The 22,853-nt window shown below is 59.7% G+C and carries 23 protein-coding genes; 9 read left to right on the plus strand and 14 right to left on the minus strand.

Translation table 11 applies throughout. The annotated features are described in order from the left end of the window. Positions 1-252: 252 nt before the first annotated feature. Positions 253-4,140, plus strand: a complete 3,888-nt coding sequence (gene hrpA, locus AAIE04_RS13545) for an ATP-dependent RNA helicase HrpA (RefSeq protein ID WP_498577118.1) — start codon at positions 253-255, stop codon at positions 4,138-4,140. Positions 4,141-4,223: 83 nt separating this feature from the next. Here hrpA and AAIE04_RS13550 read toward each other — a convergent pair whose 3' ends face one another. The 3 genes from AAIE04_RS13550 to asr form a co-directional block, all read right to left on the minus strand. Further along, a complete protein-coding gene (locus tag AAIE04_RS13550) occupies positions 4,224-5,036 on the minus strand; it encodes a trypsin-like serine peptidase (RefSeq protein ID WP_498577119.1) in 813 nt (270 codons plus the stop codon). Between the two features lie 127 nt (positions 5,037-5,163). After that, the gene (gene ydgU, locus AAIE04_RS13555) at positions 5,164-5,244 is read right to left on the minus strand and encodes a small membrane protein YdgU (RefSeq protein WP_456301727.1); all 81 of its coding nucleotides are present in this window, start codon (positions 5,242-5,244) and stop codon (positions 5,164-5,166) included. Positions 5,245-5,330: 86 nt separating this feature from the next. After that, complete coding sequence (asr, locus tag AAIE04_RS13560; protein ID WP_025302975.1) at positions 5,331-5,606, minus strand: acid resistance repetitive basic protein Asr; 276 nt, start codon at positions 5,604-5,606, stop codon at positions 5,331-5,333. Positions 5,607-5,791: 185 nt separating this feature from the next. Here asr and AAIE04_RS13565 point away from each other — a divergent pair, with 185 nt between their 5' ends. Then, on the plus strand, positions 5,792-6,697 hold the full coding sequence (locus AAIE04_RS13565; protein ID WP_043128968.1) for an alpha/beta fold hydrolase: 906 nt from the start codon (positions 5,792-5,794) through the stop codon (positions 6,695-6,697). 168 nt (positions 6,698-6,865) lie between these two features. On the opposite strand, the gene AAIE04_RS13570 is transcribed toward AAIE04_RS13565, so the two are convergent. The 4 genes from AAIE04_RS13570 to folM form a co-directional block, all read right to left on the minus strand. Continuing rightward, the gene (locus AAIE04_RS13570) at positions 6,866-8,365 is read right to left on the minus strand and encodes a carboxypeptidase M32 (RefSeq protein WP_063919553.1); all 1,500 of its coding nucleotides are present in this window, start codon (positions 8,363-8,365) and stop codon (positions 6,866-6,868) included. Between the two features lie 37 nt (positions 8,366-8,402). After that, positions 8,403-9,707 (minus strand): two-component system sensor histidine kinase RstB, encoded by a 1,305-nt coding sequence (rstB, locus tag AAIE04_RS13575; RefSeq protein WP_498577120.1) that lies wholly within the window; start codon positions 9,705-9,707, stop codon positions 8,403-8,405. After that, positions 9,704-10,429, minus strand: coding sequence for a two-component system response regulator RstA (rstA, locus tag AAIE04_RS13580; protein ID WP_498577121.1), 726 nt, complete (start codon positions 10,427-10,429; stop codon positions 9,704-9,706). The genes rstB and rstA overlap by 4 nt, the downstream gene beginning before the upstream one ends. A gap of 70 nt (positions 10,430-10,499) precedes the next feature. Beyond that, the gene (folM, locus tag AAIE04_RS13585) at positions 10,500-11,222 is read right to left on the minus strand and encodes a dihydromonapterin reductase (RefSeq protein ID WP_019452641.1); all 723 of its coding nucleotides are present in this window, start codon (positions 11,220-11,222) and stop codon (positions 10,500-10,502) included. A 184-nt stretch (positions 11,223-11,406) separates the two neighbouring features. On the opposite strand from folM, the gene AAIE04_RS13590 reads away from it, so the two are divergent. After that, positions 11,407-11,817 carry a hypothetical protein gene (locus AAIE04_RS13590; RefSeq protein ID WP_074054123.1) on the plus strand — a complete coding sequence of 137 codons (411 nt, stop codon included), beginning with the start codon at positions 11,407-11,409 and terminating at the stop codon, positions 11,815-11,817. Positions 11,818-11,921: 104 nt separating this feature from the next. Here the strand turns inward: AAIE04_RS13590 and AAIE04_RS13595 are convergent, their stop codons facing one another. The 3 genes from AAIE04_RS13595 to AAIE04_RS13605 all read right to left on the minus strand — a co-directional run bounded on the left by AAIE04_RS13595 (position 11,922) and on the right by AAIE04_RS13605 (position 14,446). After that, positions 11,922-12,317, minus strand: a complete 396-nt coding sequence (locus AAIE04_RS13595; RefSeq protein WP_019452639.1) for a pyridoxamine 5'-phosphate oxidase family protein — start codon at positions 12,315-12,317, stop codon at positions 11,922-11,924. Positions 12,318-12,350: 33 nt separating this feature from the next. Beyond that, positions 12,351-12,836, minus strand: a complete 486-nt coding sequence (locus AAIE04_RS13600; protein WP_498056178.1) for a DUF2753 family protein — start codon at positions 12,834-12,836, stop codon at positions 12,351-12,353. Positions 12,837-13,054: 218 nt separating this feature from the next. Next, entirely contained in the window at positions 13,055-14,446 is a 1,392-nt protein-coding gene (locus AAIE04_RS13605; RefSeq protein WP_063919549.1) for an amino acid permease, read from the minus strand. Positions 14,447-14,503: 57 nt separating this feature from the next. On the opposite strand from AAIE04_RS13605, the gene AAIE04_RS13610 reads away from it, so the two are divergent. Beyond that, a complete protein-coding gene (locus AAIE04_RS13610) occupies positions 14,504-14,698 on the plus strand; it encodes a hypothetical protein (protein WP_139285520.1) in 195 nt (64 codons plus the stop codon). Here AAIE04_RS13610 and ydgH read toward each other — a convergent pair. Then, positions 14,691-15,641 carry a DUF1471 family protein YdgH gene (gene ydgH, locus AAIE04_RS13615; protein ID WP_019452635.1) on the minus strand — a complete coding sequence of 317 codons (951 nt, stop codon included), beginning with the start codon at positions 15,639-15,641 and terminating at the stop codon, positions 14,691-14,693. The two genes, AAIE04_RS13610 and ydgH, sit on opposite strands and share 8 nt — an antisense overlap. 118 nt (positions 15,642-15,759) lie before the next feature. Here ydgH and AAIE04_RS13620 point away from each other — a divergent pair, with 118 nt between their 5' ends. From AAIE04_RS13620 to pntB, 3 genes are all read left to right on the plus strand, one after another. Then, positions 15,760-16,029, plus strand: coding sequence for a hypothetical protein (locus AAIE04_RS13620; RefSeq protein ID WP_498577122.1), 270 nt, complete (start codon positions 15,760-15,762; stop codon positions 16,027-16,029). A 149-nt stretch (positions 16,030-16,178) separates the two neighbouring features. After that, positions 16,179-17,708: a Re/Si-specific NAD(P)(+) transhydrogenase subunit alpha gene (gene pntA / locus AAIE04_RS13625; RefSeq protein ID WP_141968606.1), complete on the plus strand. Its 1,530-nt coding sequence runs from the start codon at positions 16,179-16,181 to the stop codon at positions 17,706-17,708. Between the two features lie 10 nt (positions 17,709-17,718). After that, the gene (gene pntB, locus AAIE04_RS13630; RefSeq protein WP_498577123.1) at positions 17,719-19,113 is read left to right on the plus strand and encodes a Re/Si-specific NAD(P)(+) transhydrogenase subunit beta; all 1,395 of its coding nucleotides are present in this window, start codon (positions 17,719-17,721) and stop codon (positions 19,111-19,113) included. A 52-nt stretch (positions 19,114-19,165) separates the two neighbouring features. Here the strand turns inward: pntB and uspE are convergent, their stop codons facing one another. After that, positions 19,166-20,128, minus strand: a complete 963-nt coding sequence (uspE, locus tag AAIE04_RS13635; RefSeq protein ID WP_432525153.1) for a universal stress protein UspE — start codon at positions 20,126-20,128, stop codon at positions 19,166-19,168. Between the two features lie 126 nt (positions 20,129-20,254). Continuing rightward, complete coding sequence (gene fnr, locus AAIE04_RS13640; RefSeq protein ID WP_004938278.1) at positions 20,255-21,019, minus strand: fumarate/nitrate reduction transcriptional regulator Fnr; 765 nt, start codon at positions 21,017-21,019, stop codon at positions 20,255-20,257. 393 nt (positions 21,020-21,412) lie between these two features. Between fnr and AAIE04_RS13645 the strand changes: the two genes are divergently transcribed. Together AAIE04_RS13645 and AAIE04_RS13650 are read left to right on the plus strand one after the other, a co-directional pair. Next, positions 21,413-21,748, plus strand: a complete 336-nt coding sequence (locus AAIE04_RS13645; RefSeq protein WP_498577124.1) for a hypothetical protein — start codon at positions 21,413-21,415, stop codon at positions 21,746-21,748. 16 nt (positions 21,749-21,764) lie between these two features. Next, the gene (locus AAIE04_RS13650) at positions 21,765-22,292 is read left to right on the plus strand and encodes a glycine zipper family protein (RefSeq protein WP_498577125.1); all 528 of its coding nucleotides are present in this window, start codon (positions 21,765-21,767) and stop codon (positions 22,290-22,292) included. Here AAIE04_RS13650 and ogt read toward each other — a convergent pair. Then, the gene (gene ogt / locus AAIE04_RS13655) at positions 22,289-22,819 is read right to left on the minus strand and encodes a methylated-DNA--[protein]-cysteine S-methyltransferase (protein ID WP_063919548.1); all 531 of its coding nucleotides are present in this window, start codon (positions 22,817-22,819) and stop codon (positions 22,289-22,291) included. The genes AAIE04_RS13650 and ogt overlap by 4 nt on opposite strands. Positions 22,820-22,853 lie beyond the last annotated feature (34 nt).

Raw genomic sequence — 22,853 nt, forward strand, 5'->3', positions numbered from 1 at the left:
GTGACAGTGACATCAGGACTCAGCGTCCCTTGCATGAAGTACATGCTATTCACATTCCTCCGACAGTGATAGCGCAATATTTCGAGATCTTCGTTCGATTTTATTGAATGACATGCCGAGGCTTTGCTCGCGGAAGTAGGGCGAAAAAGCCGTTTGTGATACGCTGTGCGGCTAAAGCAAAAAAATCGCTAAAAAAACATTAAACCGTTGCTAAGCCTGGTCTTGGCCGCGATGAAACAAGGAACACCGAACGTGAAATCTCCGCTCGAGGCACTGCCGGCCCAACTGGGCGAGCTGATGCTCCGCGATCAACAACGCCTGCATCGTCGCCTGCAGGGCGCACGAAAAATCAAAAATCCCGATGCCCAGCTGGCGGTCGCCGCCGAAGTCGAAAGCGACATCGCGGCGGCGCGGCAGAAAGTGCAGGCGCGCGCCGCGTCTTGCCCGCGCATTTCCTACCCGGAAAGCCTGCCGGTCAGTCAGAAAAAGCAGGACATTTTAAACGCTATCCGCGATCACCAGGTGGTGATCGTCGCCGGGGAGACCGGCTCGGGGAAAACCACTCAGTTGCCGAAGATTTGTCTGGAGCTGGGGCGTGGGGTGAAAGGGCTGATCGGCCACACCCAGCCGCGCCGCCTGGCGGCGCGCACCGTCGCCAACCGCATCGCCGACGAGCTGGAAACCCCGCTCGGCGGCAGCGTCGGTTACAAGGTGCGCTTCAACGATCAGGTGGGGGAAAACACCCTGGTCAAGCTGATGACCGACGGCATCTTGCTGGCAGAGATTCAGCAGGATCGCCTGCTGATGCAGTACGACACGCTGATCATCGATGAAGCGCACGAGCGCAGTCTTAACATCGACTTTATTCTCGGCTACCTGCGTGAACTGCTGCCGAAGCGTCCGGATCTCAAGGTGATCATCACTTCGGCGACCATCGATCCGCAGCGCTTCTCGCGCCACTTCAACAATGCGCCGATCATCGAGGTTTCCGGCCGCACTTACCCGGTGGAGGTGCGTTACCGCCCGGTGGTCGACGACGGCGACGATACCGATCGCGACCAGCTGCAGGCGATTTTCGATGCGGTGGATGAGCTTGGACGCGAAGGGCCGGGCGACATTCTGATCTTCATGAGCGGTGAGCGTGAAATTCGCGACACTGCCGATGCCTTGAACCGCCTCAACCTGCCGCACACCGAGGTGCTGCCGCTGTATGCGCGCCTGTCGAACAGCGAGCAGAACCGGGTGTTCCAGTCGCACCACGGCCGCCGCATCGTGCTGGCCACCAACGTGGCGGAAACTTCGCTGACGGTGCCGGGCATCAAGTACGTCATCGATCCGGGCACCGCGCGCATCAGCCGCTACAGTTTCCGTACCAAGGTGCAGCGCCTGCCGATCGAGCCGGTGTCGCAGGCTTCCGCCAACCAGCGTAAAGGGCGTTGCGGCCGCGTGTCGGAAGGGGTGTGCATCCGCTTGTATTCCGAACAGGACTTCCTGTCGCGGCCGGCGTTTACCGATCCGGAGATCCTGCGCACCAACCTGGCGTCGGTCATTCTGCAGATGACCTCGCTGGGGCTGGGCGACATCGCCGCGTTTCCGTTCGTCGAAGCGCCGGACAAGCGCAACATTCAGGATGGCGTGCGCCTGCTGGAAGAGCTGGGGGCTATCACCACCGCCGACAACGGCCATTACCAGCTGACGCCGCAGGGCCGGCAGCTGGCGCAGTTGCCTATCGATCCGCGTCTGGCGCGCATGGTGCTGGAAGCGCAGAAGAGCGGCAGCGTGCGCGAGGTGATGATCATCACCGCCGCGCTGTCGATTCAGGATCCGCGTGAGCGTCCGATGGACAAGCAGCAGGCTTCGGATGAAAAACACCGTCGCTTTGCCGACAAAGACTCGGATTTCCTGGCGTTCGTCAATCTGTGGGATTATCTGCAGGAGCAGCAAAAAGCGAACTCTTCCAGCCAGTTCCGCCGGCTGTGCCGCAACGATTTCCTCAACTACCTGCGGGTGCGCGAGTGGCAGGATATCTATACCCAGCTGCGTCAGGTGGTGAAAGAGCTGGGGCTGCCGATCAACAGCACGCCTTCCGACTACCGCAGCGTGCATACCGCGTTGCTGACCGGCCTGCTGTCGCACATCGGTCAGAAGGATGCGGACAAGCAGGAATACACCGGCGCGCGCAACGCCCGCTTCTCGATCTTCCCCGGCTCCGGCCTGTTCAAGAAGCCGCCGAAGTGGACCATGGTGGCCGAATTGGTGGAAACCAGCCGCCTGTGGGGGCGCATCGCCGCGCGCATCGAACCGGAATGGATCGAGCCGCTGGCTCAGCATCTGGTGAAGCACAGCTACAGCGAGCCGCATTGGTCGAAATCGCAAGGGGCGGTGATGGCCAGCGAAAAGGTCACGCTGTTCGGTCTGCCGATCGTCGCGGCGCGCCAGGTCAACTATGGCTCCATCGATCCATTGCTGTGCCGTGAGCTGTTTATCCGCCATGCGCTGGTGGAGGGCGACTGGCAGACGCGCCACGCCTTCTTCCGTGAAAACCAAAAGCTGCGCGCCGAAGTGGAAGAGCTGGAGCATAAATCGCGCCGCCGCGACATTCTGGTGGACGACGAAACGCTGTTCGGCTTCTACGATCGCCGCATCCCCAACGATGTGGTCTCCGGCCGTCATTTCGACAGCTGGTGGAAGAGCGCGGCCAAACAGCAGCCGGATCTGCTGAACTTTGAAAAAGAGATGCTGATCAAGGATGGCGCCAACAAGATCAGCGCGCTGGACTACCCGAACTTCTGGCATCAGGGCAATCTCAAGCTGCGGCTGAGCTACCAGTTCGAACCGGGCACCGACGCCGACGGCGTGACGGTGCACATTCCGTTGCCGATCCTCAATCAGGTTGAGGAGCAGGGCTTCGAGTGGCAGATCCCCGGCATCCGCCGTGAGCTGGTGATCGCGCTGATCAAGTCGCTGCCGAAACCGGTGCGCCGCAACTTCGTGCCGGCACCGAACTACGCTGAAGCGTTCCTCGGCCGGGTTACGGCGCTGGAATTGCCGCTGCTGGACGCGCTGGAGCGCGAGCTGCGGCGTATGACTGGCGTGACCGTGTCACGTGATGACTGGCAGTGGGATCAGGTGCCCGATCACCTGAAAATGACTTTCCGCGTGGTGGGCGAGAAGAATCAGACGCTGCGTGAAGGCAAAGATTTGTCCGCCCTGCGCCTGCAGCTGAAAGAGAAGGTGCAGGAGACGCTGTCGGCGGTGGCCGATGACGGGCTGGAGCAGAGCAATCTGCATGTCTGGAGCTTTGGCCAACTGCCGGCGTTCTACGAGCAGAAGCGCGGCGGCTATTCGATGAAGGCCTACCCGGCGCTGGTGGATGAGAAGGACAGCGTGGCGATCCGCCTGTTCGACAGCGAAAGCGAGCAGCAACAGGCGATGTGGCAAGGTACGCGCCGTCTGCTGCTGCTGAATATTCCTTCGCCGATTAAGTACCTGCATGAAAAGCTGCCGAACAAGGCCAAGCTGGGGCTTTATTTCAACCCGTACGGCAAGGTGCTGGAGCTGATCGACGACTGCATTTCGTGCGGCATCGACAAGCTGATCGCCGAACACGGCGGCCCGGTCTGGCAGGAAGAAGGCTTTGCGCGTTTGCAAGAGCAGATCCGCGCCGAGCTGAACGACACGGTGGTTGAGGTGGCCAAGCAGGTTGAGCAGATCCTGACGGCGGTCTTCAACATCAACAAGCGGCTGAAAGGCCGGGTGGACATGTCGTTGGCGCTGGCGCTGTCGGACATCAAGACCCAGCTCGGCGGCCTGGTTTACCGCGGCTTCGTCACCGGCAACGGATGGAAACGCCTGCCGGACACGCTGCGTTACCTGCAGGCGATCGAGCGCCGGTTGGAGAAACTGGCTATCGATCCGCACCGCGATCGCGCGCAGATGCTGCGGGTGGAGCAGGTGCAGCAGGCGTGGCAGCAGTGGCTGAACAAGCTGCCGCCGAAGCGGCAGCAGGAAGAAGAGGTGAAAGCGGTGCGCTGGATGATCGAGGAACTGCGCGTCAGCCTGTTCGCGCAGCAGCTGGGCACGCCTTACCCGATCTCCGACAAACGCATTCTGCAAACTATCGAGCAGCTTTCGGGCTAAGCGCTGGCGCGCCGGTCGGCGAACGGCCGGCGCATTATCTGCCGTGCAAGAAAAACGGCGCTTTACACGCCGCCGAGTAGGGATTATTTGCCTGTCGCCAGGGCGTCCAGGGCTTCGCGGATGCCGGGTACCGCCAGGGCGCGGTTATCGGCGCGATAGCGATCTTTCGCCGCCGGCGCCGAGCTTTGGATGGCAATAAGTTGCCAGCCGTCGGCGGTTTTCAGCAGCAGCGGCGAACCGCTGTCGCCCGGCAGGGTATCGCACTGGTGCGACAGCACGCCTTGTTGAGCCCAGCCGGTCACCTTGCAGTTTTGGTGGCTGTAGAGATCATCCAGATGATCTTCCGGGTAGCCCGCCTGGGTTATCAGCCGTTTGGCCTGTTTCAGCGCCTGGGTCAGCGCTTTGCTGTCGCCTTGCCACAGCGGCAGCGGCGCGATCGGCAGCGGCTTTTTGTCTTTCAGCCGGATCAGCGCAAAATCATAGGCGGCGGCGGCGGGCGGCACGATCCAGCCGTCACCGTCAGGCTTCAGCTTTTTGCCCAGCTTGCTGTCGACCAGGGTCTCGATATTGTCGGTTTGATACTGCCACGATTTATCGCCCGCCACGAAGCGTAGAGCGACGGCCTTATCCAATTGCCCCGGCGGCGCCAGCACGCAGTGACCGGCGGTCAACGCCAGATGCGGGGAGATCAGCGTGGCGGTACACAGATTGCCGCTGGCGGTTTCGACCTGGCCGATGGCCTGCCACGGCTGGGCGGCGGTATCCGTGACCTTGATTCGTTCATCTTTGCCAAAAAACAGGCGCGTTTGCTCGGTCTTGGACAGGCCGTCGGCGCGTGCCGCCTGGGAGGCAACGAACGGGAGTGAACACAGCAACAGTAAAACGGATATGCGCATAGATCTCTTGCCTGACAAATACGGATCATCCATAAACACACTGAATGCTAACTATAGACTGATTTAGCAGCCATGTGGATGGGCAATAATTGATTTTTCAATAATTTCCCGCCGGCGGCGCGGCAGGCTACAGATAAAAAAAGACGGCGATCAGTCCACAAAGGATCAGGGCGGTCAGAATGATCTCGAACAGGTAGCGGCGCAGCATCAATGAGAACCCCCCGATGAAAAAACACCCGGCGAACCGGGTGTCGTACACGTCAAGCCTGAAGCGGTGAGGGGACCCTCACGTCATTACGCTTTTTTGTGGCTGGCTTTCTTGTGGTGCTTTTTAGCCGCCTGGGCTTTTTGCGCTGGGGCTTTCTTGCCGGCTTTCTTGTGATGCTTTTTGGCCGCCTGAGCTTTCTGTACCGGGGCTTTCTTGCCGTGATGTTTCACCTGAGCTTTAGCCGGCGCAGCGGTGGCGGTGGTTGCGGTAGCCGCAGGTGCGGTGGTGGCCGCCTCGGCAGCGAAAGCTACAGAAGACAGACCCATTGCAGCGGCAACAACCAGAGCTAATACTTTTTTCATCGTAAAATCCTCAATATGACTTTTGGGTATCAACCCCACTGCGGGGCCGTTGAGATGATAGTAGGCAAACGGCGCGCGGCTTTCCGTGAGTGATTGGTTTCGGCTTGTAACCTAATGTACAGGGCGGCGGCGGCAGGGGGGATTGCTGCTATAATGACCGTCAGATGCGATAAAAGGGATTTAAAATGAACGAGATAACGGTTCGTTGTGGCGTAACTGAGCAGGGTGAGGTGCCGCTGGCCTATGAGGACTGGGGCGATGAGACGCATCCGCCGCTGCTGCTCATCATGGGCATCGGCGCGCAGCTTTTGCTGTGGCCTGACGATTTCTGCCGCGCCCTGGTGGCCAAGGGATTTCGGGTGATCCGTTACGACAACCGCGACGTCGGGCTTTCCGGCAAGACGCAGGGGCAGCGCACGCAACCGTTGTGGCTGCTGATGTTGCGCGCCCAGCTCGGTTGGCAAACGCCGGTGCCTTATACCCTGGCGGATATGGCGGCGGACGCGGCGCATCTGCTCGATCATTTGCGTATTCCGCAGGCTCACGTGCTGGGCGCTTCGATGGGGGGAATGATCGCCCAGGTGCTGGCCGCCGACTACCCGCAGCGCGTCGCCTCGTTGTGTATCTTGTTCTCCAGCACCAACCAGCCGTTGTTGCCGCCGCCGGCGCCTTCGCTGCTGTGGCTATTGGTGCGCCGGCCCGCGGCGGATATGACGCTGCAGCAGCGCCATGAGGGGATGAAAGCCTTTTTACGCGCGCTTGGCACCGCGATGTATCCGCCGGAGGAGGCGGAGCTGGATGCGCTGGTGAAGCGGTTGTTGAAGCGGGGTGTGGATCCGGAAGGCATGCAGCGGCAGCTTTCCGCGCTGCTCGGCAGCGGCGATCTGCGTCGTTACAGCCGACGCATCGCCGCGCCGACGCTGGTCATTCACGGCGACCGCGATCGGCTGGTGCGCAAGGCGGGCGGGGTGGCGATCGCCCGCGCAGTCGCCAACGCCGAATTACATATTATGCCGGGCATGGGGCATGACCTGCCCGCGTCGTTGAGGCCGCAACTGGCGGCGATGATCGCCCGTCATGCGCTGGGATGAAAGGCGGAGCGGTTTGGTGCTTTTTACTATTTTAGTTACAACATACTCTTGGAGGGTAGCCACCCGACACTCTGTAGCCAAGGTGCTGTCGGCAAGAGTCGTGCGCTATGAAACACCATCAGGTCTAGCAGGGGGAAACTGGCGCGACCGGGGCCGCGCCAGGGGGGATTACAGGTAGCGGTTTTCCAAATGTTGACGGAAGTAGCGCGGGTTGAGCGCTTCGCCGGTTGCGTTGGCGATCAGCGTTTCGGTCGGGAAACGGCTGCCGTGGCGCCAGATGTTATGCTGCAACCAATGGAAAAGCGGCTGCAGATTGCCGGCGGCGATATCTTCGCTCAGCGATGGCAGCGCCTGGCGCACGCTGTGGAACAGCTGCGCAGCGTACATCGCGCCGAGCGTGTAGGTCGGGAAGTAGCCGAAGGCACCGTCGGTCCAATGGATATCCTGCATGCAGCCGTTGCGATAGTTGCCGATGGTGTCGAGGCCCAGATACGCGTGCATCTTCTCATTCCACAGCGCCGGAATGTCCTCCACTTCAATGTCGCCTTCGATCAGCGCCTTTTCAATTTCGTAGCGCAGGATGACGTGAGCGGGATAGCTCACCTCGTCGGCGTCGACGCGGATCAGGCCCGGTTTAACCCGCTGATTGAGGCGAATGAAGTTGGCTTCTTCCAGCGCCGGCTGCTCGCCAAACTGCGCGGTGACCAACGGACGCAAGATTTTCAGGAACTCATTGCCGCGCGCCAGCTGCATTTCAAACAGCAGGCTCTGCGATTCGTGAATGGCGGTGGAACGGGCCAGAGCGACCGGCTGGCCGAGCAGATCGCGCGGCAGATTCTGTTCGTAACGGGCGTGGCCAGTCTCGTGCACGATGCCGAGCAGCGCGGTCAGAAACTCTTTGTCATTGTAACGCGTGGTGATGCGCACATCTTCCGGCACGCCGCCACAGAACGGGTGCGCGCTGACGTCGACGCGGCCATTGTCGAAGTTGAAGCCGAGCAGTTTCATCACGCTCAGGCTCAGCTGGCGTTGGGTGTCCACATTGAACGGGCCTTGCGGCGCCTGGCAGGGTTCGTTAGCCTGTTTGGCCACCACGCGCTGCAGCAGATCCGGCAGCCAGGTTTTCAAATCGCCGAAGATACGGTCAAGATCGCTGCTGCGCATGCCCGGCTCATACAGATTGAGCAGGGCGTCGTAACGGCTGGTGCCGGCCGCCTGCGCGCGGATTTGCGCTTCTTCGCGGCTGAGCTTGACCACTTCGCGCAGATTCTCGGCGAAGCCGTCCCAGTCGTTGGCCGGGCGCTGGGCGCGCCAGGCGTGTTCGCAGCGCGCACCGGCCAGCGATTTGGCTTCGACCAGGGAGGCCGGCAGCAACACGGCGTCCTCATATTGGCGGCGCATCTCGCGCAGATTGGCGCGGTCGAGCTCGTCCAGCGTCTCTTGCTGCGCGCGATCCAACAGCGCGCCGGTGCTTTCCGCGGTTAAAATCTGGTGTTGCAGCACGCTCAGTTCGGCCAACGCTTCAGAACGTGCCTTGCTGCCGCCCGGCGGCATCATGGTTTGCATGTCCCAACCGGCGATGGCGGACAGGTGGCCGAAACGCGACAGCCGGCTAAAAAGCGCGCGCAGTTGATCGTAAGCAGACGTGTTGGAATGTGCAGATGTCATTATTATTCGGCTCCCAATTGATAATGGTCCGGCGGTATTACGCCAGATCGGCTTTTAAACTGAATGTCGGCTTCACCGGCCAGCAGAAGCGGAAGCTGGCGCCGCCGAGCGAACTGCCTTCAACGAACACCTGTCCCTGGTAGGCGACAGCGATGGAATGGACGATGGCCAACCCCAGCCCGCAGCCGCCGGTGGCGCGATCGCGGCTGGGATCGAGGCGGACGAAAGGCTCGAACACCCGTTCGCGCTCTTCCGGCGGAATGCCCGGCCCGTCGTCTTCGACTTGCAAACAGGCGAGATCGCCGTCAAACCACAGGCCAACGCGCAGGCGTTGCTCGGAATAGCGCAGCGCATTGTTGACCAGGTTGTCGAGCACGCGTTCCATCAGGCGCAGATCGACGCCGCCGAAGTCGCCGACGTGCGGAATATCGAGCTGGATGTCGCGTTCCTGATGAATAAGACGGATATCATCGACCTTGTCCTCGAGCCACTTTGGCAGATTGATGGGCTCGATGTTTAACGCAACTTGCGGGCGGTCCAGACGAGCATAGGTCAGCAGTTCATCTATAAGTGATTCCAACTGGCCGATATCGCGGTTCAGCGCCTGCTGTTCGCTTTCGGACAGGTTATCGCTCATCTCGAGCCGGTAGCGCAGGCGCACCAGCGGCGTGCGCAGCTCATGAGCGATGCCGTCGATCAACTGTTTCTTGCTGGCGATCAGGGTGTTGACGTTGTCCGCCATCTGGTTGAATGCAACCCCGAGCCGGCTCAGGCTGGAAGTGGGGTCGAAATGGGTGCGCTCATCCAGATGCCCGGCGCCGAGGCGTTGGGCGGCGTTTTCCAGCTTGAGCAGATCTTGCCAGTGCGGCCGCATCCACAGGAACACCGGCAGCGCCAGCGACATGCCGATAAACACCAGCAATACCAGATCCAGCAGGCGCATCTGATGCAGGTAGAACAGATAAGGAATCGGGCCGACGACCAGGACATAGTGGCTGCGCGGGATGCGCTGCATGAAGGTGTATTGATCGTCGAGGGCGATGATCTCCCCCAGCCGCAGCCGTTTTTTCAGATCTTCGCTCAGCTCCTGTTTGCCGAGCGGTTCGATATGCAGTTTGAACGACAGGTTGAGATCCAGCGTGGCGATGGTTTTGTTCCAGTCCTTCAGCGGGATTTCGCGCAGCTCGCTGCGCATCAGGTACAGCGAGCTTTTCATCAGATCGTCCATCGACTGGCGGCCGGCGCGCTCGGCGGTCACTTTGTACACCAGGCCGACCAGCATCGCCATCACCAGAAAACAGACGAACAGCAACAGGAAGAACTGGACGAAAAGTTTTCTCATTGTTGCACCGATGCCCAGGCGTTAGGGGCGAACAGATAACCCTTGTTGCGCACCGTTTTGATGCGGAACGGCTCCAGCGCGTTGTCGTACAGTTTGCGGCGCAGGCGGGAGATCGCCACGTCGATGCTGCGGTCCATGCCGTCGTAGCTCACGCCGCGCAGGTTTTTCAGCAGCGCCTCGCGATCCATGATCTGCCCGGCATGGGTCGCCAGCTCCCACAGCAAATCGAAGTCCGAGGTGGATAGAGTGACGGTTTCTTCCCCGAGCGAGACCTGGCGGTTGACCGGATCGATGCACAGCAATCCGAAATGCAGCGCGTTGTGTTGCGTGAGCGGCTGAACCGACTCTTCTTTCGGCTGCTGGCTGTGTTGGCGCAGGTGCAAACGCAGGCGCGCCAGCAATACCGCCGGCGGCGTGGTTTTCAGGATGTAGTCGTTGGCGCCCATCTCCAGCGACAGGATATGGTTCATGTCGCTGTCGAGCGAGGTGAGCAGCACGATTGGGCCGGGGAAAGTGGGGCGCAGATCGCGGCACAGCGTCATGCCGTCTTTGCCGGGCAGCATGATGTCCAGCAGCACCAGATCGGGTTGCTCGTGCTCGATGCGCGCCTGCGCGCTGTCGCCGCGCGGTTCGATCAGCACCTCGATATCGTGTTTGCCCAGATAGGCGGCAATCAGTTTGCCGACTTCCGGATCGTCTTCCACAAAAACAATTTTATGCATATGCCCGTGTTTTAATAAGAAAAGCGGATTTCAGCATAGCGCGGCCCGTGAAGATGCGCCATGCGGATCTTTAGCGCAGCGGACGGCCGCCGTCGACGCCGTGAGTGCGGCCGGTAACGTAGCGGCTTTCCAGCAGGTAGTTCACCAGATTGACCACTTCGCTCTCGCCCGGCGCCACCTTCATCAGCGATTTCGCCAGCGCCTGTTGGCGGTAGGCTTCATCGTCGCCCGGATTGAAAATGATCAGTGCCGGGGCGATGGCATTGACCTTGACCTCCGGCGCCAGCTTGCGGGCGAACGAGCGGGTCATATTGTCCAGCGCGGCCTTGCTGGCGGCGTAGGCGATGTGCTTGTCGCTGCCTTTTTCCACCACGTAGTCGGTCAGATGGATAATGTCGGCACCGGCCTGGCCCTGGCCGGTCAGGCAGGGTTCGAGCAGCTGGTTGAGCAAATAGGGCGTGTAGACGTGAATTTGCAGCATCGCCGCCATCACCTGTTCCGGCGGCACTTCCGGCGATTCGGCTTGCCAGGCGCTGGCGTTGTGGATCACCGCGCGCAGCTTGGGCGCGACCTGCCGCACCTGGTCGGCGAAACGGTAGATGCCTTCATGGGTGGAAAAGTCGCCCTGAATGCAGCAGGCGCCCAAGGCTTGCAACTCGGTCATCGCCGGATATTCACTGCGATAGGCGATGATGACGGGAACGCCGCGCTGAAGAAACGCTCTGGCGAGCGCCAGCCCTATGCGCCGCGCGCCGCCGGTAATCAGCACCGGGGCGGAGTTGGGGTGTTCCATTGATTAAAGCTCCTGGACAGACTGGCAAACAATAGGGGAATTATGCCATCATACGGCGGAAAGTCGTTAAAGCTTCGCATGATTATCCATTTCTGGATGTAAGATCCCCAATGCATTTCAGGTTGCCGTCCGGCGGCGGCTTGAAAGACCACGGGTTAACACTGGCCATGAGAGGAATGAGGGGATGAACAGCAATCACCTTGCATCCATCGCGCGCAGTGAGAAAATCTGTTTCGACTACATGGATTTTCTGTCCGCATCGTGCAGGAAGCACTGGCGCTTTGTTGATGCTATTTATGGTGTGATGCCGATCTTCGGCATGGTGTTGAAATCGCGCGTGACCACGTCACAAACGCGCAAAGAGCAGTTGAAAGAGTTGGCGCTGCAGGTGGTGTCGACCCAGGTCAGCGATGAAACCAACATCGTTCGCCTGATTGACCTGGCGCAGCAGCAGGGCCTGGCGGTATTTGACATTCAGTTGCCTTATGCGCTGGAAACGCAACAGCTGGCGGCGATTCAGAAAGAGTGTGCGCAAGGCGTTGCGATCGCCCTGGTGGGTGAGCGCATGACCGTTACCCTTCCTCCTAAAAGCTGACCGGGCACATCGGCCCGGCCGCTCGCTCATGGTCAGGCCATTGGCACACCGCGATGCCCTGACCATTAGCGTGAAGTTTCACGCGGCGTGATACCCGGCGGCTTCTAGAGCCGGGTTCCGGCATTGGGGCCGGAGCGCAGGGTATAAATACTGTCTATATGAATTAACACCGCGTATTTCGGCGGTTTCATCCCGTTTTTTTCTGCAAACGTCAGCGCATCGTCAAACGGCTTGCCCGTCTGGCACAGTTCGGGCGTGCCAACGAAGCGGTAACCGTCCAGCGCCTCGCGATCGATGACCACCACGGCCATTTTCGAGCCTTCCTTGATGTTTTGCAGCGTTTGGCCGCCGGTATTTTCGTTATAAATCAGCGTACGGTCATCATAGAGGCGCAAAGAGCGCTTGGGGCCGATATCCGGCACGCCGTTTGGGCTGCTGGTCGCCTGCACAGGCAGCTGCTTAGCCAGCATCTTCTTCATCTCGTCATTCAATTCATTCATTTGCCGATCGCTCCTCATGTCAGCGTGACGTTTTTAATGCACGGTGGCGGAATGGCTGGCGGCAGACGCACAGACGCTGGTTTCCGGCAGCCGGTGTTCGCGCAGTAAGTGCAGGGTTTCAATCCTGAAGCGCAGCAGGTGCCGTTCGGCGATCTGCTGCATCTGTTCGCACAGCGAGGTATCGCCCAGCAGCCCTTCGACGGCGACTCGGGCCTGATGCACGTGCAGTTCGACGCCGCGAAGGGGCTTTTGCCGCAGGCGCAGATGGGTGATGTTGTTGAATGTGACGATCAGCGCGGCAAGGGCAGATTCGAAAATATTGGGCGCTTCAAATCTGGCGGTATATTCCGCATTCAGCCAGGGTTTTTCGGCGATGATGGCCTGAGCGACCTCGAGCGCCTGTTGGTAGCTCGCCATCGCCTGGCGATCGTGTTGCTGATTAAACGCCGTGTTGCCCTCGGCGATCAGCGCTTCCCAGGTGGTAAACAAAGGTAATGCGTGCAGCAGTTTTTCAGCCATGAAATACCTTCCATTTTCAGCCTGTCCTAACCCGCCTCCGATGCCTCTCGGCAGGGGGCACTCGCGTCTTTGCCGTTAACGTTTAGATGATAATGATAATTAATTGCATTTAAGATCGCAAGCGCGACGCATGGCTGATGATGTAAAGGCCGAAGGAAAGAGGTCGAAGGGAAAGAGGCAATAATGCGGCTGACGGGCAGCCGCATTGGCAGGTCATCTTAGTGCAGCATAAACCAGCCGGCAGGCAGCGTGGCCACCAGCAGCAAGAGGATGCTGCCTTTTTCCAGGCGGTTCAGCAGATTGATATCGCGGTGGCCGCGGCGGGCATACATGAACACCAGCAGACCCGGCGCATACAGCAGCACCGACATCAGCAGGTGCATCAGCCCCGAAGCGTACAGCAGCCACAAACCATAGATGCAGGCGCCGGTGGCGGCAAAGATCAAGCGTTTGTCGCGGCGGCGGTACGCCACCTTAAACAGAAACGCGCCGACCAGGAAATAAGGCACCAGGATCATTTCCGAAGCGATGGTCAACAGCGAGTTGTAGTTGCTGCCGGTCAGCCAGATCAGCACCAGCGCCAGCTGTACGGCGATGTTGGTCAGCCACAGCGACGAGGACGGGGCGTGATGGCGGTTCTGCTTGCCGAATACGCGTGGAAACGCACCGTGCTGCGCGGCCAGCAGCGGCACTTCCGCCGCCATGATGGTCCAGCTCAGGTAGGCGCCGCAAACGGAAATGATCAGACCGGCGGCAATGAGCACGTCTCCCCATGGGCCGATCAGTTCCACCATCAGCACCGCCATCGACGGGTTGCGCATTTCGGCCAGTTCGCTGCGCGGCACCACGCCCAGCGACAGCAGCGTGACCATCAGATACACCGCCAGCGCCGACAGTACCGCCAGCATGGTGGCGCGGCCCACGTCTTTTTTATTGCGGGCGCGGGCGGAAACCACCACGGCGCCTTCCACGCCGATAAACACCCACAGGGTGATCAGCATGGTGTCCTTGACCTGTTCCCATACCGGCTTGCCGAGGGCGACACCCTTGAAATCCAGCGTAAACACGTCCATTTTGAAGGCGATCGCCGCCAGAACGGCGAACATGCCCAGCGGCAGCAGCTTGGCGAGGGTGGCCGCCAGGTTGATGCTGGCGGCGGTTTGCACGCCGCGCAGCACCAGCGCGTGCACGATCCACAGCAGGGCGGATTCGGCGATCAGCGCCTGCCAGGTATTGCCGTCACCGAGAATAACGTCGCCGCCGCGATCGGTGAAAATACTCAGCGCCGCGAACACGATCACCAGATACGAAACGTTGGCGATCACGGCGCACAGCCAGTAGCCCCAGGCGGAGCAGAAGCCCATCAGCTCGCCGAACCCTTCTTTAGCATAGGTGAAGATGCCGCCGTCCAGATCCGGACGCAGACGCGTAAGCAGCAGCATGGCGAAGGCCAAAAACAGAATGCCGACGCCGGTGATCCCCCAACCCAGCAACAGTGCGGCGGGGCTGGCGACCTGCGCCATATTTTGCGGCAGACTGAACACGCCGGCGCCCAGCATTGAGCTGAGCACCAAAGCGGTTAGCGCGGTAAGACCGAGTTTTTTTTCCAATGACGGATCCTGAACGCAGAATAAACAACTGGAAGGGAACTGCTTGGCGGCAACAATGTGTTAACAACCACTGCGCGAATAGACAATAGCCCTAAAAATTGGCGCAAATTCTACGGAGGGATGATTAGAGATGCAATGATTGAATATGCGGAATTTACAAAAAACTATTCAACGGTGGGCGAAAAGAGCGGCAATAAAAACGGGCAGCTCAAGGGCTGCCCGATGGTAAACCGAAAAGCGGGTTTTATTTGAACAGATCGGCGCTGACGGTCAGGTTGCCGCCGCTCTTGTTCTGCCACTGGCGAGTGACGTGGTAGTACTTGGCGCCTTTCTCGGCCGCGCGTTTCGCCACTTCGGTAGACACGTCGGTCATGCTGTTGAAGTGGCCGGTGAAGGTGACGGAATCGAACGGCACCATCTGCGCGGCGGTCACGTTGTTCACTTCCTGGATCTTGGTGCCGTTAGGCAGCGTGACGGTATAGCGCTGGCCGGTAGAGGACTGGGTTTCGAAGAAACGGCCCACGTCGCGGCTTGGCGAACCGGAAGACGCGACGCCAGGAATTTCGACTTTCGCGGCTTCGGCGCCACCGGCGGCCAGGGCGGCGCGGCCGGCGTCAGAGTCGGCCGGGATGGCGTCCGGGCTCTGCACACGGCGTTTCGGCGCATCGGCCTTATAGATGTACGCGGTGACGAACTGGTTGCCGCCGGAGTTGGCGTCAACCTGGCGCACGATAAAGAACGAGGCGGCGCCTTTTTTCTTCGCTTCTTTGGAGATGGCGTCGTTGATGTCCGGCTGGCTGCGGTAGAAGCCGCTGACGCTCACGGTATCGTAAGGCTCCAGCAGGTAGGCTTCATCTTTAGGCAGTTCATTCACGCCGTTAAATACGCGGTATTTTGGTGTTTTGCTCACTTCTGGCGCATCTTTATGATAAAGGTCTGCGGTGACGCGCCAGTTGCCGCCGTTGTTGCTGTTGTTGGTGTCCTGGATATAGAAGGAATCGGCACCCAGTTTGTCTGCACGGCGGGATACGGCGTCGACGGCTTCATTGATGGCATTGAAGCGGCCGGTAATCGTGATGCGATCAAACGGCTTCAGCGCCGCTGCTTTCTCAGGAGTTAACTCTTGCGCAGCTTGAGCAGACAGCGCGGTGAGTGATAACAAGGCTGACGCGATGATCGTGGTCTTCAGCTTCATAAAAAATCCTTTCGCCTAGCGCATTAACGTTTATAACGTACTGAACTGTTTAAGTGTAATTCAGCCGTCGATTATTACATGTAATTCTGAAAACTGTCTCAGCATTTTATGTTATCCCGTGCGACAAATCGCCGAAGGTGACGCGGGTCGCACGGATGGCGCCGCCGTCATAAGTTTCCATAATAACGGCTTTGGTGTCATTAATGTTAATTATTCACAAAATGATAACTTTTATGCTTTTGCGCCGCGCACGGCCATAAATCGTTACGCCGGGCGTAAACCTCTTGTCACGCAGAATGTGCTGTTCTGTATGGATTTTTTCACTGTAAATTGCGATTTGTCATATCGCGCGCGGCGTTTTTATGTAAAAACAGGGCTGAATGCGTAAGCAATTATGGATCATCGACCTTATTTTCAGTAGGTTATAGTTGGCGCCTGAAATCAGTGCGGGCAAGTTAACGCAACGCTCGCCGACGGCGCCGTGCTATGGGCAGGAAAATAATAAACATCATCCAAGACAGGTGAGAAGGGAACATTATGCGTATTGGTGTACCAAGAGAGCGGTTGGCCAATGAAGCCCGGGTCGCAGCCACGCCGAAAACGGTGGAACAACTGCTGAAGCTGGGTTTTACCGTCGCGATTGAACGCGGGGCGGGCAAACTGGCCAGTTTTGAGGACGTCGCCTATGAAGCCGCCGGCGCGGCGCTGGTCGACGAAAGCGAAGTGTGGCAGTCGGATCTGATCCTGAAAGTCAACGCGCCGCAAGACGACGAGATCGCCTTGATGCGTGAGGGCAGCACGCTGGTCAGCTTTATCTGGCCGGCGCAAAATCCCGAGCTGATGGCCAAGCTGGCGGCGCGCAACGTCACCGCGCTGGCGATGGACTCGGTACCGCGCATCTCGCGCGCCCAGTCGATGGATGCGCTGAGCTCGATGGCCAACATCGCCGGTTACCGCGCGATTGTCGAAGCGGCGCATGAGTTCGGCCGCTTCTTCACCGGTCAGATCACCGCCGCCGGCAAAGTGCCGCCGGCCAAGGTGATGATCATCGGCGCCGGCGTGGCCGGCCTGGCGGCGATCGGTGCCGCGGGCAGCCTCGGCGCCATCGTGCGCGCCTTCGACACCCGCCCGGAAGTGAAAGAGCAGGTGCAGAGCATGGGGGCGGAATTCCTCGAGCTGGATTTTGAAGAGGAAGCGGGCAGCGGTGACGGTTACGCCAAAGTGATGTCCGAAGCCTTCATCAAGGCCGAGATGGCGCTGTTCGCCGCGCAGGCCGCGGAGGTCGATATCATCGTCACTACCGCGCTGATCCCGGGCAAACCGGCGCCGAAGCTGATCACCAAAGAGATGGTGGCGTCGATGAAACCGGGCAGCGTGATCGTCGATCTGGCGGCGCAAACCGGCGGCAACTGCGAACTGACGGTGGCCGACACCATTACCGTGACCGACAACGGCGTGAAAATCATCGGCTATACCGACCTGCCGAGCCGCCTGCCGACGCAATCTTCACAGCTTTACGGCACCAACCTGGTCAACCTGCTGAAGCTGCTGTCGAAAGAGAAGAACGGTGAGATCGACATCGATTTCGACGATACGGTGATCCGCGGCGTTACCGTGGTGCGCAGCGGTGAAGTCACCTGGCCGGCGCCGCCGATCCAGGTCTCCGCCCAGCCGAAAGCGGCGCCTGCCGCCGCACCGGTGGCCAAACCCGAAGCCAAACCGACCTCGCCGTGGCTGAAGTACGGCCTGATGGCTCTGGCGATCCTGCTGTTCGGCTGGCTGGCGGACGCGGCGCCGAAAGAGTTCCTGTCGCACTTTACCGTGTTTGCGCTGGCCTGCGTGGTCGGTTACTACGTGGTCTGGAACGTCAGCCATGCGCTGCATACCCCGCTGATGTCGGTCACCAACGCGATCTCGGGGATTATCGTGGTCGGTGCGCTGCTGCAGATCGGGCATGGCGGCTGGGTGAGTTTCCTCTCCTTTATCGCCGTGCTGATCGCCAGCATCAATATTTTCGGTGGGTTCACCGTCACTCAGCGCATGCTGAAGATGTTCCGCAAGAACTAAGGGGTAGCAAATGTCTGGAGGATTGGTTACAGCTGCATACATTGTTGCCGCTATTTTGTTTATTTTCAGCCTGGCGGGCCTGTCGCGCCACGAAACGTCGAAACAGGGCAACCTGTTCGGCGTCGCCGGTATGGCGATTGCGCTGATCGCCACCATTCTCGGGCCGGATTCCGGCAACGTCGGCTGGATCATCATCGCCATGATCATCGGCGGCTCGATCGGCGTCTATCTGGCGAAAAAGGTCGAGATGACCGAAATGCCGGAACTGGTGGCGGTGCTGCACAGCTTCGTCGGCCTGGCCGCGGTGCTGGTCGGCTTCAACAGCTACCTGGATCACGGCGCGCCGATGGAGCCGGTGATGGCGAATATCCATCTGACCGAAGTGTTTCTCGGCATCTTTATCGGCGCCGTGACCTTTACCGGTTCGATCGTCGCTTTCGGCAAGCTGCGCGGCATCATCTCTTCCAAGCCGCTGATGCTGCCGAATCGCCACAAACTGAACCTGGCGGCGCTGGTGATCTCGCTCCTGTTGCTGGTGACATTTGTGCGTACCGACAGCGTGGGCTGGCAGGTAGTGACGCTGCTGCTGATGACGGCGATCGCGCTGGCGTTCGGTTGGCATCTGGTGGCGTCGATCGGTGGTGCCGACATGCCGGTGGTGGTCTCGATGCTCAACTCCTACTCGGGGTGGGCCGCCGCCGCGGCGGGCTTCATGCTGAGCAACGATCTGCTGATCGTCACCGGCGCACTGGTGGGTTCTTCGGGGGCCATCCTGTCTTACATCATGTGTAAGGCGATGAACCGCTCGTTTATCAGCGTGATCGCCGGTGGTTTCGGCAGCGACGGTTCGTCTACCGGCGATGCCGAAGAGATGGGCGAATACCGCGAAACCACGGCGGAAGAGGTGGCCGAGCAGTTGAAGAACTCCACGTCGGTGATCATCACCCCAGGCTACGGCATGGCGGTGGCGCAGGCGCAATATCCGGTGGCGGAAATCACCGAGAAACTGCGCGCGCGCGGCGTGAAGGTGCGTTTCGGCATTCACCCGGTCGCGGGGCGTTTGCCGGGCCACATGAACGTGCTGCTGGCGGAAGCCAAAGTGCCGTACGACGTGGTGTTGGAGATGGATGAGATCAACGACGATTTCCCGGATACCGATACCGTGCTGGTGATCGGCGCCAACGACACGGTGAACCCGGCGGCGCTGGAAGATCCGCGCAGCCCGATCGCCGGTATGCCGGTATTGGAAGTGTGGAAAGCGCAGAACGTGATCGCGTTTAAACGCTCGATGAACACCGGCTATGCCGGCGTGCAGAACCCGCTGTTCTTCAAGGAGAACACCCAAATGCTGTTCGGCGACGCCAAAGACAGCGTGGAAGCGATTCTACGGGCGCTGCAGAAGTAATTGGGCAACAAAAAAATGGGCCGCTTAGCGGCCCATTTTTTATGCGCGAAGCTTAATCTTCGTCGTCGTGTTCATCGTCTTCATCCGCCTCGATCGGGCAGGTGAAGTTTTCCGGTTTAATCACCAGCAGATCGCATTTCAGATGGTCGATCACATGTTCCGCCGTGTTGCCGATAAAGGCGGCCGAAATGCCGGTGCGGCCCAGGGTGCCCAGAACCACCACGCCGGCCTGCAGGTGCTCGGCCAGATCGGGGATGACCTCTTCCGGCAGGCCTTTCTCCACGTGGGTGAACTCTTCCTTGATGCAGAATTTCTGCCGCAGCGCCTTCATGGCGATCAGATGCTGGCCGCGAATGGCATCGTTGTAGACGCTGGGATCGAAATCGGGCAACTCGATGGCGATGTTGATCGGGGTAACGGGGTAAGCGCCAACCAGATGAACCTCGGTCTGATTGACGTTTTCCGCCAGTTCGACGGTTTCTTGCACCAGTTTGATATTGAGCGGATCGTGATAGGGCTCTTCGCTGGCCAGGTTGACCGCCACCAGTGCTTTACCGCCTTCCGGCCAGGGCTGGTCTTTCACCATCCATACCGGGCAAGGGCATTTGCGCAGCAGATGCCAATCGGTGGGGGTGAAGATCACCGACTCCAGCCGGTCGTGCTGGTGCGCCATTTTCAGCAACAGGTCATGTTGGCCGGAAAGCACTTCCTGAATGATGGCTTCGAAGGGGCGGTTATGCCAGACCACTTTGATTTCGATCGGCACGCCGTCGTTGAGATAGAAACGGCACTGCTCGTTGATCCAGGCGGCGCGTTGGCTGATCACACCTTGCCGCATCGCCGTTCTTTCGTCCGGGGAGAGCAGGGTCGTCATTTCGTAAGAGAAGTCATAAATGGGCAGGAAGGCTTTGATGCGCCCACCATTCCGTTTCACCAGGTACACGGCGCGACGCAATGCCGGCTGATCGTCCTGATTGGGGTCAATAGCCACCAGAAGATTCTGATACTTCGCCATAGGGCCTCCTTACAGCTGAAATCAACAGTCTGTTAATTTACAGAGTAACCCAACATTGAAAAACAGAACAACAACAGAAGCGTGCCGGATCAACAATTTCGGTGAAATGTTGATCCGGCAGGGGGATCAGGCGTTGACGGTCACGTTGATGCGCGGCGTGCCGGCCAGCACCGACAGCGCGTCGGCGTTTTCGATGGTGATGTATTTGCCTTTCACGCTGAGGATTTCGCTTTTCTGGAAGCGGCCCAGCAGGCGGCTGATGGTTTCCACCGTCAGGCCAAGGTAGTTGCCGATGTCGCCGCGGGTCATGGTCAAACGGAACTCGCGCGGTGAGAAGCCGCGCTCCGCGAAGCGGCGCGACAGGTTATAAACGAACGCCGCCAGGCGCTCTTCGGCGTTTTTCTTCGACAGCAGCAGGATCATGTCCTGGTCGCCTTTGATCTCGCCGCTCATCAGCCGCATGATCTGCTGACGCAGGTTAGGCATTTTGCCGGACAGATCGTCGAGGGTCTCGAACGGGATCTCGCACACCATCGAGGTTTCCAGCGCCTGAGCGAAACTCGGGTGCTTCAGACCGCCGATGGCGTCGAAGCCGACCAGGTCGCCCGCCAGATGGAAACCGGTGATCTGCTCATCGCCTTGCTCGGTGATGGTATAGCTTTTGATGGTCCCGGAACGGATCGCGTACAGCGATTTCAGCTCGTCGCCGGCCTTGAACAAAGTCTGGCCTTTCTGGATGGGCTTCTTTCTCTCGATAATGTTGTCGAGCTGGTCCAGCTCGTGGGCATTAAGGGTGAAAGGAATGCACAGCTGGCTGATGCTGCAGTCCTGGCAATGGATCGCACAACCACCAGACTGGATACGACGAATCACGCGTTTTTCCGGGATCATAGATTACGCTCATTCAATAATTGATATGAGTCAATTTTAACATCTTTTGCTGCAGCTGATAAGGGTGGCATTAGCATGAATAGGGGTATTGTGTGCGAATTTTGCGCACACATGCCGCCGATTATTCTGTATCACGCTGACGTCGCTAGATTTATTTGGCACTTATGCGCAACGTGCGGTTGCCTTTTCGGCGGCGCGAGGCGTGGCGATCGTCGTGGGGCGGTTCTGCTGCGCGCATCGGCGAATTTTAGCGGCGTGAATCAATCATCGTTTGACACATCTGCTGGCGAAAGCTTGTCGCATTCATCTGAATCCCCACCGCAAAGCCGCGCCACATCGGCGTTAAGCTGAAGGTCAGAAAGGCAGGTGAACTATCTTGTTCGGGAGCGGATGATGAAAAAGCGCATACTGTTGATGGCGTCCGCCGGGGTGTTGATGACGGCCAGCGCCGCCGCCTTCGCCCACGGCTATTACGGCCACGGTTACTACCGGCACGGTTACTACTATGGTGGGCCGCGCGTGGTGATTGGCGTGCCCTGGGGGCCACCGCCGCTCTACTATCCGCCGCCGCCGGTAGTGTATGTCACGCCGCCGCCGCCGCAGACCTATATCGAAAAGCCGCCGAGTTACGCTTACTACTGCCGCCGGCCGGCGGGCTATTACCCGCAGGTGCCGCGTTGTCCCGACGGTTGGATGAAAGTGGTGCCAGACGGTTCGTTATCCCGGTGATCCCAGGTGGTGCGTGATGAAACACTCTTTTGCTTTCCCGATAGTGGCGCTGGCCGGGCTATTGGCCGGCTGCGTCTCTGCGCCTTCCGGGCCGGAGGTGACGGTATTGCCCGGCACGGGAAAAAGCTACGAACAGTTCAATCGCGATGAGGCGATTTGCCGCGGCTATGCGCAAAACAGCCTCGGCGGCGGCGCGCAAACGGCGGCCAATTCGGCGGCGGGCACCGCAGTGGCGGGCACGGCCGTTGGTGCAGCGGCGGGGGCGTTGATCGGCGCTGCATCCGGTCATGCCGGCCCCGGCGCGTTGGTCGGCGCCGGCGGTGGGTTGTTGGTCGGCAGCGCGATGGCCAACAACTCGGCCTGGCGCAGCAGCGACGATCTGCAAGACAGCTACGACACCGTGTATACGCAATGCATGTACACCAAAGGCAACAAGGTGCCGGTGGCCTATGGTTACGGTGACGCCAGCTCATCGCCGGTGCCGCCGGACTACTATCCCGCCGCCCCGGCGGATGGCGTGCCGCCGGATTATGTGCCGCGTTAGCGCGAGAGCAGATCCTGCGGCAGGTAACCTTCGTGTTGCAGCAGCCACTGTTTGCGCTGTACGCCGCCGGCATAGCCGGTCAACGCGCCCTGAGAGCCGATGACCCGGTGGCAGGGGACGACGATGCTGATCGGATTGGAACCGTTGGCCATGCCGACCGCGCGCGAAGCGGTCGGGCGGCCGATGCGCTGCGCCAGCTGGCCGTAGGTCAGGATCTCGCCGCAGGGAATTTGGCGCAGCTGTTGCCACACGGTGCGTTGGAACTCGGTGCCGGCGGTCATCACCGGCAGCCGATCGATAATGCTCAGTTCCCCGGCGAAATAGCGCTGCATGGCGTCGGTCAACCCGCTTGGATCGCGCTGGGCGCGCAGAGTAAAGCGATCGGCGCGGTAATGCGTATTCAGCAGCTTCATCAGGCGCGCTTCGTGATCGGTCCAGTCAACCGCCCGCAGGCGCCCCTGTTCATCGGCAATCAACACCAGTTCTCCCACCGGCGTCGCGGTACGATCAATCAAAAAAGTCTGCATCTGGATCACTCCTCGGTTTAGTGAGGCGATTATT

It is taken from the genome of Serratia sp. Ae19-1, from assembly GCF_059801225.1.